Raw genomic sequence first — 16508 nt, forward strand, 5'->3', positions numbered from 1 at the left:
TCCGATTAAGGTTCCAATTTCGTCAGATAATCCCTAATTTTAGTTATTCATTAGCAACTCTTAATCAAAAATATAACCATGGATAAGATGAACTTCAATCTCTCTAGAAGAGCTTTTTTAGCAAATACAAGTAAAACCGGGCTAGCCCTTTCTTTGGGAGGCACAGCAATTCTCAGCGCCTGCTCCGGAGACGTGAAAGGAGATGCACAATCTGTATTGGCCACTAGCATGACCCAGACTCCGCTATCATTTGATTTTTCCGCTCTCGAACCACACATCGACGCGATGACCATGGAGATTCACTTTACCAAGCATGCTGCAGGCTACGCCAAAAACCTAAACGATGCCATGGGTGAAGAGCAAGTTGACTCCAGTCGCTCGTTGGAAGATATCTTGGGAAATATTTCCAAATTTTCCACCAAAATGAGAAACAATGGAGGGGGACATTATAATCATGAGCTGTTTTGGAAAGTCATGACTCCTGATGCGGCAGAGCGACCTGAAGGCGACCTCGCTGAGGCAATCAATAGCTCTTTTGGAAGCTTTGAAGAATTTGCTTCTCAATTTGAAAGTGCTGCAAAAACCCGCTTTGGTTCTGGCTGGGCTTGGCTAGTGGTAGGAGCAGATAAAAAGTTGGCGATCGGCTCTACACCCAATCAAGATAATCCTCTGATGGATATTTCTGACTTCAAAGGTACTCCGCTTTTGGGACTTGATGTGTGGGAGCATGCCTACTATCTGAATTATCAAAATAGAAGAGCGGATTATGTTTCTGCTTTTTGGAATATTGTCAATTGGAAAACCGTGGCAGAGCGATTTGCTGCAGCATCCATGTAAATCAAATTAGAAAGCGATCAAGAAAAGGCCGGAAATTCCGGTCTTTTTCTTTTATTTCGAGCTTTAAACTATTTCAATATGCAAGATCCAAAATCCCTCACTTCTGTCGCCAAATTTCACCAAACCTTCAAACACCCTGTCTTGGATAGCCCTCAGATTCCTGACGAAATACGATGCAAGCTTCGGGTGGCGCTTTTAGCAGAGGAGTTGAAAGAGCTTGAGCAAGCGATCGCTGATAAGGATTTGGTAGAAATTGCAGATGCCCTTTGCGACCTTCAATACGTACTTTCCGGAGCAATATTGGAATTCGGATTAGGAGAAAAATTCAAAGAGCTCTTTGACGAAGTGCAGCGCTCCAATATGAGTAAAGCCTGCGAAACGGAAGAAGAAGCCAAGGCTACTGTTGCCCATTACAAACTGAAGGGCACAGATTGTTTTTATGAAAAAGAAGGAGATCTCTTTTTAGTATTTCGTGAGGGAGATCGGAAGACGCTGAAGTCAGTGAATTATTCCCCAGCGGACTTAAAGGGGATTTTGGGCAAATAATCAGCTGGTTTTGAGCGGATTGTTTTGATAATTCTTCAACTCCATGATATTTCCTGGTAAATTGAAACCAGCTTGATCCAAGGCATTTAAGACTTCGATGATCAAGTTGGTTTTGATCTCCATATCTCCAGGACCATCATCCAAGGTATCCACCCAAAAAGTCACCTGAAGATTCAAGGTACTTGCCGCCAAGTCAGCGATCCAGACATTGGGTTTTCTTCTGTTTTTGAGGACTCCGGGGACTTTATAGGCAGTTTCCAAAATAATTGCCATGGCCTTTCGGTAATCTGAGCCATAATCCAACCCAACTATAAAATCATAGCGGAGAAAACCATCAATGGTAAAATTGATCAGCGCATTGGTGATGATTTTTGCATTCGGAAGATAGACATCTTTGCCATCCCCTGTCTTTATCTGAGTATCCCGAAGGTTGAGAGAGACCACCGATCCTCTAATTCCATTTATTTCGATGATATCTCCGACTTTGAAAGGTCTTTTGAAAGCCAATAGAATCCCTGCCAGAAAGTTCTCACCGATATCTTTCAATGCAAAGCCTATCACGAAAGCGGTAATCCCTGCACCTGCCAAAAGTCCTGAAACTACCCCCGTCAATCCGACAAACCGAAATACGACCATAAAGCCAGCCAAAATCACCAAAAGCCTAAAAATCATGGAAAGGAAATTGGCCAGCAGGTCATCGTCCATCCTGGCTACCAATCGACGGCGGAGGTGTTTTTGAAGAAAAACAGCTAAAAAATAAAAGCCCAGAAGAATGGCAAGGGAGATGCCTAGTGTTTGGAGCAAATCGCTTAACTCCTGCCAATTCCAATTCAAAACGTTTTCCATAATGGGAAAATACAAAAAATAAGGGCTGAATTTGAATCAGCCCTTGTAAAATTAGTTTTTGGGAATCACAGTTACTTCCAGAGCATGATATACATTTCTCTTCGCCTCGAGCTCTTCTGTAAATTTCTTGACCCATTCATCCTTGACAGCTTCACTATACGTGTTGACTATTTGGATACTACCTACCCCAACACGATAGATGTACATATTTCCTTCTTTGCTCAAGTCATTGACACTTTTGTTGACGATACCTCCTCTAGTTCCATCTGCTCGAATTACCTGGAACTGAAATCCAGCCGGTTCTACCTCAGTACTGAATTTTGCTTCAAAACCCCCATTGGAAATCGTATATTCCATTCCCGTGGGAGAGATCGGAGTTTCCCTTTCAGATACAGGTACCCAGATTTCCCAACCGGTGATGAATTGTATTTTGTCTTCCACTTCAACAATGGCGTAGTCTTGCCCTATCTTTGTTCGGGTATTTCCTTGCTTGATATAGGTGCTCACTCTCACAGTATCTACGGCATTGTCTGGAACATCTCCCGCTTTTACCGAAGCATAGTAATTCACCTCCCTTTTAGAACTAGAAAAGTTCTTGCCCTCATGGATATCATCAAATAGGTACCCATATGCACCAGTAGTAGACCATTCGTATTCAATGACCTGACCATCAGCCACAGAAGACTTAATAAAGGCTGTCAGCTCAATGCTATTTTCCGGGGAAACTTTTGACTCTCGTGGCTCCAAATTGATTTCTATTTCTCTAGCTGTGATTTCAAAAACTTCTAGGCTTTTCGAACTTTTGATGTCATGTACTTTTCGGGCATAATCAGAACCCTTCAGCATCAGGTCAATAGTTGTCAGGATCTTAGCCTTTCGGACTGCACTTTTACTGAAGTCTTCCAAACTAGGCTTGGGAAGATTTGCAGGGGCATTTTCATAAATGATCTCTGCTGCCACCCTCGCAAGATCTTCCAAGAAGATTGAGCCGAATTGGTTGTAGCCAATATTGAAAAAATCTTTGACAGCTTCGGAGAGCTCCCCATCTTGTACTTTTTGACTGACGCTTGGCATCTGATCCACGTACCCTGCCACTGCGATGATCAAGGCTTCCCAGAAATCCTGTTGTGTCTTGGGTGCTCCAGTATTTTTGGCTGCCGTCGCCTTAGCTGTAAGTCCATCTGCTATTAGTGGCACTACAAAATCCAGGGTAAAGGTCAACAAAGCTAACTTTGTCCTTTCATCAATTTCTGTCTGATTCATATTCTGACCACCTTTTCCCATTCCAATCGCACGCAGCTGCCAGATTGCCTGCTTCTCGTTTAGTTCTAAGGGTATTTCAATAGGCTCAGATTCTACTCGAAAGGATTTTTCCGTATTGCCCAAGAGATACTCATAGACTGTTCCTGAAAAACTGGTGATTCCGGTGACAAGGGGCAGCTCTATGGTTTTGTCAGGACTCTTTTGATTGCTAAGGCCGGGAAACTCATTGATGTTTTGGGTCTCACCCGATTCATTGATGATCTTAGTTTTATAGAGAAAGCCCGTTGCTCTCCTTCGAAAAGTATTTGCTACCTGAAACTGACTCAGCCCGGTTTGAAATACCTGTAGTCCACTTTTGATTTCGCCATCTACCAGCAAGTCAGATGCTTTTGTTTCTTCATTGATTCTCGCATTGGGAAAGTTAGGCTCTACGCCTTCCAGGAGCTGTCCGAGACGTTCACCTATTTCAGGTTTGGAAAGAAAAAATGGGTCCTGCAGATAGGCTTGCTCTACTTCATTTATCCAGTCATCCCAAATGGGAAAAGATTCTACCTCTTCAAAAAACCTAATGGCAAGCTCGGGTTCAAAGAAAGGACCGGATAAGCCCCAGTATAGCAGAGTCTTTGCAGTAGAATTTAAATTCATTTTCTGCTGATCATTATCTATCAGTCCGATCAAAAGAAGACGATCTTGTCCATCAAACAAATATGAGAAGGCAGGCTCTGAGGGAAAAATTACCACCTCGCCTTGGTTTTGGTCATCAAGGGTGCTTGATCTATCCCAAGACCAGATCGTCGCACCGGTCAGATCTGGCTGATTTCCTTCTGGAAAATCAACAGAAACTGTGAATGTATTGATCCCAGCTAGGGGGTCATTGTTGGCTGGATTTTGAGGGTTTGGGTCTTCCTCGCTTCCACAGGAAAGGCAAAGAAAAAGACCAAAGATTAGACTGAAAATTACTTTATTTTTCATGGTCAATTGAATTTGAAATGATGTGTTTATTTATCTCCAAAGCAGATTAAGACCAAAGGCAAACTGGAAGGTGTCATCGGCGAAAATGCCTGGATGAGTGTAGATTTTTTCGTTGAGTGAGGTAATCTGCTTTCCGGTGACGAGATTGACTTCGATGTCGAAAGGCATTTTTCCATCAGTGAGCTGATGGGTAGGAATCAGCGTTCCATAGCCCCATGAAAAACCAGCTCGATTACCGGTGACCCAGATATCTCCATCTGGCTGGGTGCCTGAGGGGCCTTTTTCAGTAAAATAGCCGACCCTCAAAGCCAATCGCTCAAAAAACCAAGCCTCAGCACCAACCCCGAAAGCGGTATTTAACTCATCATCCGTTGAATTTTCTGGACCTCCGGGAAGGTAGTCTTGAAATTGAAGATCCAGTCGAAGATCCACCGCCTGAGCAGCACCTTCAAAATATCCCTTTCCAGCAGTGAGCCCAGAAGTAAGAGGTAGCTGAAAGGCATATCCTCCACCGAGGCGGAGAATAATCGGTAAGTAATTTACAGACATCCAGTCTTGATATTCCTGATTGGTCTCTCCGTTGAACAAAAAATTATAAAGCGATAGAGCTCCAAAAATTCGTTGATTTCCAAACTTTTCTGACTTGATCAGGTCGAGATTCCTTTCGTACTGTAGGCCTAAGCTAGGCATAAAGTCAGCATTTGTCTTTTCGCCGTTTATGGCATTTTCCTGCATCATATTGGCACTGAGTCCGACATGAAGTCCTTCCATTAGCTCATAGGCCGCCAAAATAGAAATCGCCCTTTGGGAGAAGAAGTCTGTGTCAAAAGTTCCGCCGCCGATAATAGTAGTCCAAACGGGATCAGGATTTTGATAGCTGAAATAGGTGAGGCCTACAGAAAATTTTTCCTTGATTTTGAAAGCTCCTCCAGCAAAATAATATCTGGAATTTGGTCGGTAGGAGTGCCCATTGGCGTAGTTGGCATAAGCCTGAATGGGAGCCTTGGAACTCCCGATTGCAGCAGGATTGTAAAAGGAGTTTTCAATACCCGGCTTGGTGAGTGTGGTGAAGCCCATTCCCTGTGCCCGGGCACTGGTGGATTGATTGTTGAAGAGCCCAAAATATCCCGGTGGGTAGTAATAAACAGTTTGTGAAATTACCGGAAGGCTTAAGCTCAGAGTTAGGAATAAAAATAATAGCTTTTTCATACGAAGAGTGGTTTTTAATAGCTCATCGTATGGACTCTTAAAAGGTCATCAAAAAATTAAAACTCCTTCTGAATTTCTTCCAAAAGTTTTTGAGCGTCAGGTCTATCTAGGTCAGAAAGGAGCAGTTTAGCTTGATCACGTTCGCCTTGCTTCAGATAAATCAGGGCCAAATACCACTTTGCATCCTCCTCAAATTCGGAAGAAGATTCTGATAAAATTTTCTGAAGGTCCTCTTTGCTTTCTTGGAAGTTTTGAAGCTCTAAGTTTGCCATGCCTACAAAATATAGCAGCGTATCTCCGCTGGGATTTTGTTCTAACAATGGTTTCCAAAGAGATAACGCCTCCTGATATTTCCCTTCTTTGAAATCAACCATACCCCGATCAAATTCATAGGAATCTGTACCGGACATCGCTGTAATCAAACCAGGATCAGTCTCGTAATAAGCCTCAAAGAGTTTTTGATTCGAGTCTTGGAACCCACCCTGAAATCCCCACCAAGCCACAAGGATCAAAGCTACACTAGCTGCCACTGCCCAAATCCATCTTGAAAATGTTGCCGTCCTTGGGTTAGTTCCTGCAAATGCTTCTTCATGGATTTTTTCCAGTTCTTTCTTGACCAAGAGGGATTCCAGGTCCTCGCGGAGTGCCTTTACTTCCTTCACTTTCAGCGACCAATCAGAATCTTCTTTTTTCAAGTCCTGAAGTACCTTCTCCTGCTCAGAAGAAAGGGACTCATCCAGCCAAGCTTCGATCAACTCATATTCAAGTGGGGTGATATGTAGATCTTTTGACATCAGGGATTTATGATTTTTCGGAGTGACTCCATACAGCGATATTTATTGTTTTTGGCGGTCTTTGGGGTCCACCCGAAGCTTTGAGCTAATTTGTCCAAAGACATTTTTTTGAAATAGAAGAGTTTCAACAATTCCTGGCAACTCTCTCCCAACTGCTGAAAAGCCCGATCAAGCATACTCAGCCTTTCGTCCAGCAGAAATTCTTCTTCAGCATCCGCCACTTCGATCGAAATGGCACCAAGTGAGCTTTCCTTTTTGAATCTGCTAGACCGAAGCCAATCCAACCATTTATTTTTAGAAACTTGAAAGAGAAATCCCTGCATCGCAGTGCTGTTTTGAGGGAGAAATTCCCCTTCTTTTACTTTTTGCCAAGCCACTAAAAAGGCCTCCTGAAAGATATCTTTTGCCTGATCCTCATCTCCATTATTTTGGATAATGTAGCTTTTCACCTTGGGAAAGACTTCGATATAAAGTGAGCTCATCACTCTTCTTTCATTCTCCTTGATCCCTTGGATAAGCTCTTCTTGCGACAACTGATTGATCGAATCTTTTGGCATACTCAGCTAGTTGCCAAAAAGATACTAGTAAATCTATTTTATCCCAAGGAGTAGCTAGAAGTAAACTGCACTAGAATTGATCAATGTCCTGATAAACGTTTAAATTCTTGGAAATCAGATTAACCATCAGCTCATCATGCGCTCTTGCAAAGGTGCTGTTGTAATTGGACTGGGTATAATCTCCATTGCCATTAAAGATCAAGGCTGCAGCCATTCCGTTAGAATGAAACATATAACCTGATCGCGTACCGGGTAGTGCACCATAGAAGTATTTAACTTGATTCGCTTGGGCTATACCATTTGCAAAGCCGGGGTTTACAGAAGAGCCTTGGACAAATTGATTATAAATGGCAGATTCGAGAAGATCAGGCCTGGAGGGATTCCCATCAATAGCTGTGACAAACCGAAGAAGGTCGGGTGCTGTGGTGACAATTCCAGCATCTCCGTCGCGTCTTTCCAGGTTAAAATTGTACTCAAACCCTTGGGTGCCACCCTGGCCGTAATAAATCGCTTCATTCGGCAACCTACCTTGGGTTCCATTTTTTCCGAAGGCAGTTCCGGTCATTTTCAATGGATCAGTGATTCGCTCCTTGACAAATTGTGAAAAGCTTTTTCCGGAAACCTTCTCCACAATTCTAGCTGCGACAAAATAGTTGGTATTGATATACCAATACTGTGTTCCAGGATCAAAGTTCAGTGTCGCATTATCCATCATCCAGTCAAAAAAACCAGCATTGGTCTGCTGCTGCTGAAAATCAATGGCATCTCTATTTCCATTCACTACCCAGCCTCCTGTCGTCATCTGCAGGAGATTTTTCACAGTAACCTGTTTTACTCGGTCCGAATACGCTTTAGTACCGTAGGTGGTTCCCAAAATTCCTCCTTCTCCAAAAACTTTGTCCTCAAGGCTGATTTCTCCATCCTGAACCAAAAGCATGATGGCCATTCCTGTGAAGGTTTTTGATACACTGGCCACTCTCATTCGGGTATTCAACTCCATGGCCTTGTTTTGGGCTTGATCTGCCACACCGTAGGCTTTTTGATAGACCAGTTTACCGTTTTTGGAAATTGCTAAACTGGCTCCCGGTACGTTGTATCGAGAAATGAAGCTTTCAATCTGACTATCCACTGCAGCTATATCCTGCTGCTGAGTAGGTGCCTGAGGACTTGGAGTAGGGTCTGTATCCTCTGAGCAGGCCACAATCCACATGGCCATAGAAATTAATAAAAGTCTGAATACTTGATGTTTGAAATTTTTCATGACAGAGAGTATTTATTTAATCCTTTCCCTATCATCGGATACTTCAGTAAAAAGTCATCAAAGACTAGGTGATTTTTTTCGAAAAACCCAAAAGAGCACTAAAAACACCAACAAAATTCCTGTGAAAATAAGCCCTAAATAAGATTTGGTTTTCAGCTCCACTGGCCGAACATCTCCCAAAATAATCAAACTGGCCCAAAAAGAAGGGTCCAATTCTCTTCCTTTGGCCTGAGCCAGATAGTTGAGCTTAGCATTTCGTAAAGCCTCATCCTTACCCAGGCCATCTTCCAAAAAATCATAAAAATCTTCTGCAATACTCACACTGGCCTTTTCATCGATTTTTCCCAACCCGATCAAAAGGGACTTGGTCCCAGCGTAATTGAAGGCATGAGCCAATGAAATCATGCCCTCTCCGGGTGCATAGGCAGGTTTGCCCGACTCACAGGCTAGGAGCACTGCCAATTCGGATGTCAGATCCAGCTCATAGATTTCACTTGCAAAAAGCTCATGTGGTTCGAGAGGATTATGAGAGGATTTGGCAAAGACCAAATGAGTATCATTGGGATTGACATTGCTGGAAAAGGCATGTGTCCCTAAATGGATAATGCGCGATTTCCCTGCTTCATTTTTAAAATTGCTCACCGTGGACCCACTCTCCAAAAAAGTTCTAGCATCAAACCGGGAGGCAATTTCCTCTACCAACCTTCGTGTAAATGGCTGCGGAATAAGTTGCATGTAGCTTTTATCTAAAAACTGTCGGTCCAGAAAGGCCGCTTGATACCGTTGCTTCATTTGATCAAAAAAACCAGGAGCAAAGGCCACCAACTGATCCTCATAGGCTTGGTTAGCCTCGTCATCCATTAGAAGGAGACCGTATAGGTAAGAAAAGCTATGGTCTTGAAGCAAGGAATAGTCTACCAGCTCTGACCAGTTGTCTTTTGCCTCAGTGCTGAGTGCCTCAAAACTTAGGTTAAACAACAATCCTTCAGGAATCACCGCAACTCTTTTTGTTTGGACGTGGTGGGCTGCAGGTTTCCAGATCAGTTGATATAGCTCATGAAAAAGAGCCGGTTGAAAGCTATTCTTGGATGATTGATCGGCAAGCTTATCCAGCGCTTTGGAAAGTGCTGAAGCATCGAGCGGAATGAGATTTTTCTCCGCTCCATGAATAGCCAAAACCCACCAATCTTTTCCCAAATGAAGGTATCGCAAATATGTTATATCCGGGTTGAGTTGCGCGTAGACTCTTTGCAGGACATTTTGGCTTGTCTCAAAATGCAACTGAAAATAACTGGGGTATTGTATTCTCAGACTATCCAAGAAATCAGCCCATTCTTCCTTCGTCTGTGAATAGCGAGATAAATTTTTGGTCCCGGTTTGAAGGGACTCTTTCAGTTTTTCTTTCAGCTTTTGTTCCCTGTCCTGTACATCAAGGGGAATTCCGCCAAAACGAACCAATTGATTTTTTTGAAGCCGTGACCGGATTTGACGATAGCGAGCATGCTCATGATAGGCTAGAAGCCTGTCCAAGTGGCTTTCATTTCCACTGATTTGATAGAGCTCGAGTTCGATTTGTTCCAAAAACTCAAAATACTCGCGGTTGAGGTCAAGCTGAATACTGATATCCGAAGGTTCAAAAAGAAAATCTGACTGAGAATCAATGATCTGAAGTCCTTCTAGAAGCTCTTTTTCGATGGATTTCAAAAGCTCGACATCCCGGTTTTCTAGGTGATACCTACTTCGATTTCGAATCAGAATTAATTGTGGCTTTTGAAAGACTGCTTGAAGGGAATCATTGAGGCTAGTCCGCTGATCAACCAATTGATTCCAAAGCTCAAGAGCCTCGGAAGACGTTTGCAAAGCTTGGGTGTATTGATCTCCGAGTTCATAAATAGCTGCCTGATTGACGACCTGATTGTAGTCCAGATACAGATTGTCTGAACTGATCTCTGCCAGATAGTTTCTTGCAGTCCGAGAGAGCGATACTGCCTCATTGATTCTCTGATTTTCTGCAAGGAAGAGACTGAAATTTTTCAAAAATTCTAAATAAATCACATCATACTCACCCTGAAATTCTTCCTCGAAAATTCCATTTGCCAATCGATAAAGAGAGTCCGCTTTGTCCTCATTCTGTAAAAAATCTTCCATTCGAGCCAAGGTATGAAGGCCATCACCGAGCCAATAAGCATTTTCCTGATCGCTCTGGCGGAGTCTTTCTAATCCATCCTCAAGGTACTTTCTAGCCAAATCTAGATCCTGGGTATCAAAATATACCTGACCCAAAAGAATTCTGGACTTGCTCGTATTGAGATCATCTTCTCCTAATTCTTCTGATTTTCTGCGGAAAGAAAACTCCAATAGCTGCCTTGCCCGGGAATAGAAGCCCATTTGTTTGTAAAGGCCCGCCAGATTATCTAAAGACCGAAGGTAGTCTTGTAGGATTTTTTGGTACTCCAGCGCCTCTAAGTCAGAAGCCATGTATTGTTCTCCAAAAGAAATAGCCAAACTCATGGATCGTTCTGCGGCATCAAAGTCACTTTGAGCCATTTGAACACCCGCTAAGTTGTTTAAAATGATGCTTTTTCGATAGAATTGATTCCTTGGAGTAGGGACCAACTGATCAATAGCTTCCAGAGTCTTTTGATAATAATAGGCAGCAGAATCCAAGTTGGCAGAGAAATAGGCGATATTTCCCAAATAACTATTGGCGAAATAGACATTTTCCGGATCAGATTCGGAAAGCTCTAAACGCAACACCTGTGCTAAATGCCTTTTCGCTGCAGGCAAGTCCATGTTTTTGACGGCAAGTCCACCTAAATTGAGGTAAAGGCTGGCTAAAACTTCTTGCTTTGGCTTGGGTTCCATTTCTGCCCAATCCAAAGCCAATAAAGTCTGCTCGTATGCAGCGGTATTATTTCCGATATACTCAAACCAGTTGGCAAGGCTTTTTGCCAACTTGCGTTTGTAGGTGGGGTTTTGTGAAAGTACCTCCCAATTCTGATGGATTGCAAGAAGCCTTTGTTCAGACTCATTATTGTCAACGTTCTTTTGTAGGATTCGGCCGTAAAGGTCTAAATATTGAGGAAGGCTGTCGAATTTCCCCTGCTCAATCAGACTTTGGGTGAAATCCTCAATTTGAATTAAGGCTTCTTTCTCCTGTCCATTCTCGAGCATGCTTTCCAATTCAGCTTTAGTAGAAAGGTCTTGAGCTAAAAGTGAGAGAGAAAGGAAGAAAAAAAACAGAAACAAGAGTCTATTCATTCGATAAGATGGAGGGTCATTCTATAAAGTCATCGAATAAGGTAAAAAAAAGTCATCGGAAATAAGCGGTATTCTTCTGGAAGAACAGAAAGAGTTTTCCTTGAAAACAAAAAAGCCCCGCTCGATAAATATCGAAGCGAGGCTTCTGTACCAGGAGCGGGAATCGAACCCGCACGGCCTAAAGGCCACAAGATTTTAAGTCTTGCGTGTCTACCTATTCCACCATCCCGGCTTGCTCTATCTTGCAATAGAGAATTGTCAAGGTCTTGAAACAAGAAAGCCCTTGAATCAAGGGCTTTTGAGCGAGAGACGAGATTCGAACTCGCGACCCCGACCTTGGCAAGGTCGTGCTCTACCAACTGAGCTACTCTCGCTTTTTGAATGCTAATCCGTTCGATTAGCTGATTGTGGATGCAAAGGTACGCCTACTTACGATTTTTGCAATATTCAAGAGTGGAAATTTTTTTGAAAAATCGAAAAATTCATTCTCCGATTCCTTAAAACTCGTAGGACCCAATAATTTTGAGCATTTCACCGACGTTTTTTGCCCCTAACTTTCTAAGGATATTCTTCCGATGGGTCGCTACAGTATTGACTGAAATATTCAATTTATCCGCTATTAGCTTAGAAGAAAGCCCATCTAAAATAAATTGAACAACCTCCTTTTCCTTATTGCTAAGCTTAATTTTCTTTTTCTCGGGAGCACTTTTTGTCACCAATACCCGGGTGCCATCATCCTGTGTATAAGAATAGGTCCAATCATAACTATTCACCTTGGGCGGGGTATGAAGCTCAAAGATGATATGTAGATCCATCGCAAAGTTACCAGCCTTATCTATAAAGTACGGCCGAACCTTCGCCATCATCCACTTTATCTCCCTGGTGGTACGATGTACCCATCTGGTGGTGTAAGAAAACTCAAAGGTGTGCCTTTCTGCTAAAGACAATTGATGGAATTGGTCAAATACGATCTTCTGAAATTTAAACATCTCTTCCCTGTCTTCGGGATGAAGCATCGTGAAGGATACTTCCATTCCTTTCTTTCGGAAAATTGATTCAGGATAGCCTGTAATTCTTTCTACTTCACCCGTGAAAAAAGCAAGGTTTAAATTTCGATAATCAAAACAGGCAATAACCAAACCTTCTCGAATCCCAATATTTTTACTGAGGGCTTCAAGCTCTTCCATCAACCTTTTTTCATTCGGATGGGCTTTAAACCCCTGCTCAGCCCAATTCTGAAAAAATTTGGTATACTGATCCTGTTTCTTAAGGTCTTTTAGAAATACTTTATCCATACTTTTCATATGAATCGGCTTAATTAATGTAATTATAACTATTAAAAATCAATCGAGTTTTTTCTTGACCTCATGGAGTTTCAGTAAAGCTTCTATTGGGGAAATGGAATTAATATCCACTTGGTCCAAGAGTTCCTTTGCTTCCTTGAACTTAGGGTCCATTTCAAAAAGATTGAGTTGATAGTTGTTTTTTGGTACTGATTTAAGATTTTCCTTGCCTTTCTGAAGTGCTTTGTCTTTTTCCAAATGACCCATAATCTCAGAAGCTCTAAGGACAATGGGATTTGGCATTCCGGCCATTTGAGCCACATGGATACCAAAACTATGCTCACTTCCTCCTGGCTTCAATTTACGCATAAAGATCACTTTATTTCCTACCTCTTTCACCGACACGTTGAAGTTTTTTATTCTCGGAAAGTCTTCCGTTAGCTGATTGAGCTCATGATAATGCGTCGCAAACAGCGTCTTGGCCTTAAAAGTCGGGTGATTATGTAAATACTCGACAATAGACCAGGCAATGGAAATCCCATCGTATGTGGAAGTTCCCCTTCCGATTTCATCCATCAAGACCAGACTGCGTCCCGAAAGATTGTTCAAAATACTGGCTGTTTCGGTCATTTCAACCATAAAGGTAGATTCTCCCTTTGATAGATTATCAGAGGCACCGACGCGGGTAAATACCTTGTCTATGATTCCTATTCGCGCAAAAGAAGCCGGCACAAAACTTCCCATCTGAGCCATCAACACCACCAAGGCTACCTGACGGAGCAAGGCTGATTTACCAGCCATATTGGGACCGGTAATGATCAAAATCTGCTGACTATCGTGATCTAGGTAAATATCGTTGGGGATATAATCCTCTCCAGGAGGAAGCTGTCGCTCTATTACAGGGTGTCTACCATCCTTGATTTCCAGCGTATCCGTATCAGCAATTTTTGGCTTGACGTAATTATTGGTCAATGCCACCTGAGCAAATGAAAGCAAGGCATCCAGTGTCCCGATTACCCTTGCATTCTGCTGTATTTGCGTTACAAATTGAGCAGCCTCTTCCACAAGCAAAGTGAAGTACTTTTGCTCCAAAGCAATCATCCGCTCCTCAGCATTAAGGATTTTTTCTTCGTACTCTTTAAGTTCCGGAGTGATATAACGCTCCGCATTTACGAGGGTCTGCTTTCGGATCCACTCCTGAGGTACTTTATCCTTATGAGCATGAGTAACTTCAAGATAATATCCAAAAACCTTATTGAAAGCGATTTTCAGCGAAGTGATCCCAGTATTCTGAATTTCACGCTGCTGGATTTGGACCAGAAAATCCTTTCCCTTGGTGGCTAGATTTCGATATTCGTCCAATTCATTATCTACGCCGTCTTTGATGACTCCTCCTTGATGAATGAGCATAGGGGCATCTTCCTGAAGTTCCTTGTCGATTTTTTCCAAGAGGTAATCGCAAGGATAAATCTGATCAGCCAAACGCTTGAGCGTAGCATTTTTTTGGGATTTCAAAAGCTCCTTTACGGGTAAAGTTGCTTTGAGTGCCCGTTTGATTTGATTCATTTCCCGAGGGTTCGCTCGTCCAACTACCACCTTGGAAATCAATCGCTCCAAGTCCCCGATCATTTTAAGTTGACCGATGATCTCTTCAATCAAATGGGGGTTTTGGACAAAAAAATCGACCACATTTTGCCGTTCTTCGATAGGAGCCTTTTCTTTCAAAGGCAGAACCATCCACTTCTTCATCATGCGTGAACCCATCGGAGTGACTGTCTGATCCAAAACCTGAATCAAAGGAACGCCTCCCTCATGCTGTGGAAAAACCAATTCAAGGTTACGGATGGTAAACTTGTCCAGCCAAACGTATTTTTCCTCCGCAATTCTTGAAATAGCAGCGATGTGTTGGATTTCCTTATGCTCAGTTTCCTCGAGGTAATGCAAAACAGCTCCTGCGGCCACTGTTCCCATTTCAAGCTCTTCGATACCAAAGCCTTTCAGGTTTGCTGTACCAAAATGATTTTTCAGCTTTTCATATGCAAAGTCATATTGGAAAACCCAGTCCTCACAGTGAAAGTTGATAAAATCGTTTTTGAAAAGATCAGAAGCTTGATTTCTTGCCGTTTTAGAAAAAATAATCTCCGAAGGAGCAAAGCTTTGGAGGAGTTTTTCCACATAGGAACTACTTCCTTCTGCGCACATAAATTCACCGGTAGAAACATCCAAGAAAGCCAGCCCATGCTTTTCCTTTCCAAAATGAATAGAGGCCAAATAATTATTCTTCCGCGTGTCAAGAACTTGGTCATTATAGGAAAGCCCTGGAGTTACCAGTTCGGTGACCCCTCTTTTCACAATGCCCTTGACTGACTTGGGGTCTTCAAGCTGATCACAAATGGCAACGCGATTTCCTGCTCGCACCAGCTTTGGGAGGTAGTTATCCAAAGAATGATGGGGGAAGCCAGCAAGCTCTATATGTGAAGCCGCCCCATTGGCACGCTTGGTCAGAACTATATCCAGTACCTTGCTAGCCGTAACCGCATCTTCACCAAAGGTTTCATAAAAGTCCCCCACCCGAAAAAGCAGCAAGGCTCCGGGATGCTTTGCTTTGATCGCATTATACTGCTTCATCAAGGGTGTTTCCTTACCATCTTTGGACTTACTCATACCTGCTGGTGAATTCTGTTAAATTTGGGGATTGAAATAAAGCTGAAAATAATCCATAAGCAAGGTAGATCAAAAAAGATGAAGAAATTAAGTATGGAAGAACTCGATCGTCTGTCGGTTGAGGAATACAAAGAGACGAAGAAATCACCAATCTGTCTGGTATTGGATAATATTCGAAGCCTCAATAATGTGGGTTCGGCATTCCGAACCGGAGATGCTTTTAGAGTTGAGAAAATCTACCTTTGCGGAATTACCGGAAAGCCACCTCATCGGGATATTCAAAAAACTGCGCTCGGAGCCACAGAATCCGTTGAGTGGGAATATTGCCTCAATACTCTTCAAACCATACACAAACTCAAAGCTGAAGGATATCAAATCTTTGCTTTTGAGCAGGTTGATCAGTCCACATACCTCAATGAATTTGAGCCTGACCGAAATGGAAAATATGCCCTGGTTTTCGGAAATGAAGTCTTTGGAGTGGAAGATGATGTACTAAAAGAATGTGATCAAGTACTTGAAATACCCCAACTTGGCACCAAGCACTCCTTGAATATCTCAGTCACACTTGGAATAGCACTTTGGGATTTGATGGTCAAACTCAGGCAATTCAATCAATAAATCGATAGCGGATTCCAAAAGTGCCTCTCAAATAATCAAAATCACCGACGATGGGAGCTAATTCAAAATGAAAGCCGAAATCCTTTCGCGCAAAAGGAAAGGCATTTACACCAATAGGAATAACTAGTCCATCAATATCACCAACTCTTCCTCCAAAGCCACCATAAACTTCTACATTCTCTTCTTTCATGATCAGGAAGTTCGCGACTAGCTCCACGTCAAAATCGGTCAAAAAATCATTGGTGCCTAATCGAAATTCCGGTACAAATCGCTCTCCAAATTGATTATTGATCCCAATAAAAGGCAAGGTTCCATGATGATAAGAAACTGTAACTTGAGAAAAGACTAGACTAGAAAATAGGCTAAAAACGAGAATTAGAAAAGTTTTTTTCATTGT

Annotated in this window: 13 protein-coding genes and 2 tRNA genes; 3 read left to right on the top strand and 12 right to left on the bottom strand. The window is 42.5% G+C overall.

Going from position 1 to position 16508, the window contains the following annotated elements; genetic code table 11:
- The first annotated feature begins 78 nt into the window (after positions 1 to 78).
- Positions 79 to 837, top strand: coding sequence for a superoxide dismutase (locus tag OU792_RS13780; RefSeq protein ID WP_134200101.1), 759 nt, complete (start codon positions 79 to 81; stop codon positions 835 to 837).
- Between the two features lie 78 nt (positions 838 to 915).
- Positions 916 to 1383: a nucleoside triphosphate pyrophosphohydrolase family protein gene (locus OU792_RS13785; RefSeq protein WP_134200103.1), complete on the top strand. Its 468-nt coding sequence runs from the start codon at positions 916 to 918 to the stop codon at positions 1381 to 1383.
- Here the strand turns inward: OU792_RS13785 and OU792_RS13790 are convergent, their stop codons facing one another.
- The 11 genes from OU792_RS13790 to mutS all read right to left on the bottom strand — a co-directional run bounded on the left by OU792_RS13790 (position 1384) and on the right by mutS (position 15493).
- The gene (locus tag OU792_RS13790; protein ID WP_274670481.1) at positions 1384 to 2229 is read right to left on the bottom strand and encodes a mechanosensitive ion channel family protein; all 846 of its coding nucleotides are present in this window, start codon (positions 2227 to 2229) and stop codon (positions 1384 to 1386) included.
- Between the two features lie 51 nt (positions 2230 to 2280).
- Positions 2281 to 4464 (bottom strand): hypothetical protein, encoded by a 2184-nt coding sequence (locus OU792_RS13795; protein ID WP_134200107.1) that lies wholly within the window; start codon positions 4462 to 4464, stop codon positions 2281 to 2283.
- Positions 4465 to 4494: 30 nt separating this feature from the next.
- Positions 4495 to 5673, bottom strand: coding sequence for a hypothetical protein (locus OU792_RS13800; RefSeq protein WP_274670482.1), 1179 nt, complete (start codon positions 5671 to 5673; stop codon positions 4495 to 4497).
- 56 nt (positions 5674 to 5729) lie between these two features.
- Entirely contained in the window at positions 5730 to 6467 is a 738-nt protein-coding gene (locus OU792_RS13805) for a tetratricopeptide repeat protein (RefSeq protein ID WP_274670483.1), read from the bottom strand.
- A complete protein-coding gene (locus OU792_RS13810; RefSeq protein ID WP_274670484.1) occupies positions 6467 to 7024 on the bottom strand; it encodes an RNA polymerase sigma factor in 558 nt (185 codons plus the stop codon). The genes OU792_RS13805 and OU792_RS13810 overlap by 1 nt, the downstream gene beginning before the upstream one ends.
- 70 nt (positions 7025 to 7094) lie before the next feature.
- Positions 7095 to 8285: a serine hydrolase domain-containing protein gene (locus tag OU792_RS13815; protein WP_274670485.1), complete on the bottom strand. Its 1191-nt coding sequence runs from the start codon at positions 8283 to 8285 to the stop codon at positions 7095 to 7097.
- A gap of 57 nt (positions 8286 to 8342) precedes the next feature.
- A complete protein-coding gene (locus OU792_RS13820; RefSeq protein ID WP_274670486.1) occupies positions 8343 to 11546 on the bottom strand; it encodes a CHAT domain-containing protein in 3204 nt (1067 codons plus the stop codon).
- 148 nt (positions 11547 to 11694) lie between these two features.
- Positions 11695 to 11778 (bottom strand) — tRNA-Leu (locus OU792_RS13825).
- A 69-nt stretch (positions 11779 to 11847) separates the two neighbouring features.
- Positions 11848 to 11920: transfer RNA gene (locus OU792_RS13830), tRNA-Gly, on the bottom strand.
- Between the two features lie 123 nt (positions 11921 to 12043).
- Positions 12044 to 12841: a LuxR C-terminal-related transcriptional regulator gene (locus tag OU792_RS13835; protein WP_134200119.1), complete on the bottom strand. Its 798-nt coding sequence runs from the start codon at positions 12839 to 12841 to the stop codon at positions 12044 to 12046.
- Positions 12842 to 12889: 48 nt separating this feature from the next.
- Entirely contained in the window at positions 12890 to 15493 is a 2604-nt protein-coding gene (gene mutS / locus OU792_RS13840; protein ID WP_274670487.1) for a DNA mismatch repair protein MutS, read from the bottom strand.
- 78 nt (positions 15494 to 15571) lie between these two features.
- Here mutS and OU792_RS13845 point away from each other — a divergent pair, with 78 nt between their 5' ends.
- On the top strand, positions 15572 to 16111 hold the full coding sequence (locus tag OU792_RS13845; protein ID WP_246628849.1) for an RNA methyltransferase: 540 nt from the start codon (positions 15572 to 15574) through the stop codon (positions 16109 to 16111).
- Here the strand turns inward: OU792_RS13845 and OU792_RS13850 are convergent.
- Entirely contained in the window at positions 16101 to 16505 is a 405-nt protein-coding gene (locus OU792_RS13850; RefSeq protein ID WP_222584314.1) for a hypothetical protein, read from the bottom strand. The genes OU792_RS13845 and OU792_RS13850 overlap by 11 nt on opposite strands.
- Positions 16506 to 16508 lie beyond the last annotated feature (3 nt).

Source organism: Algoriphagus sp. NF (genome assembly GCF_028823735.1).
GTDB lineage: Bacteria > Bacteroidota > Bacteroidia > Cytophagales > Cyclobacteriaceae > Algoriphagus > Algoriphagus marincola.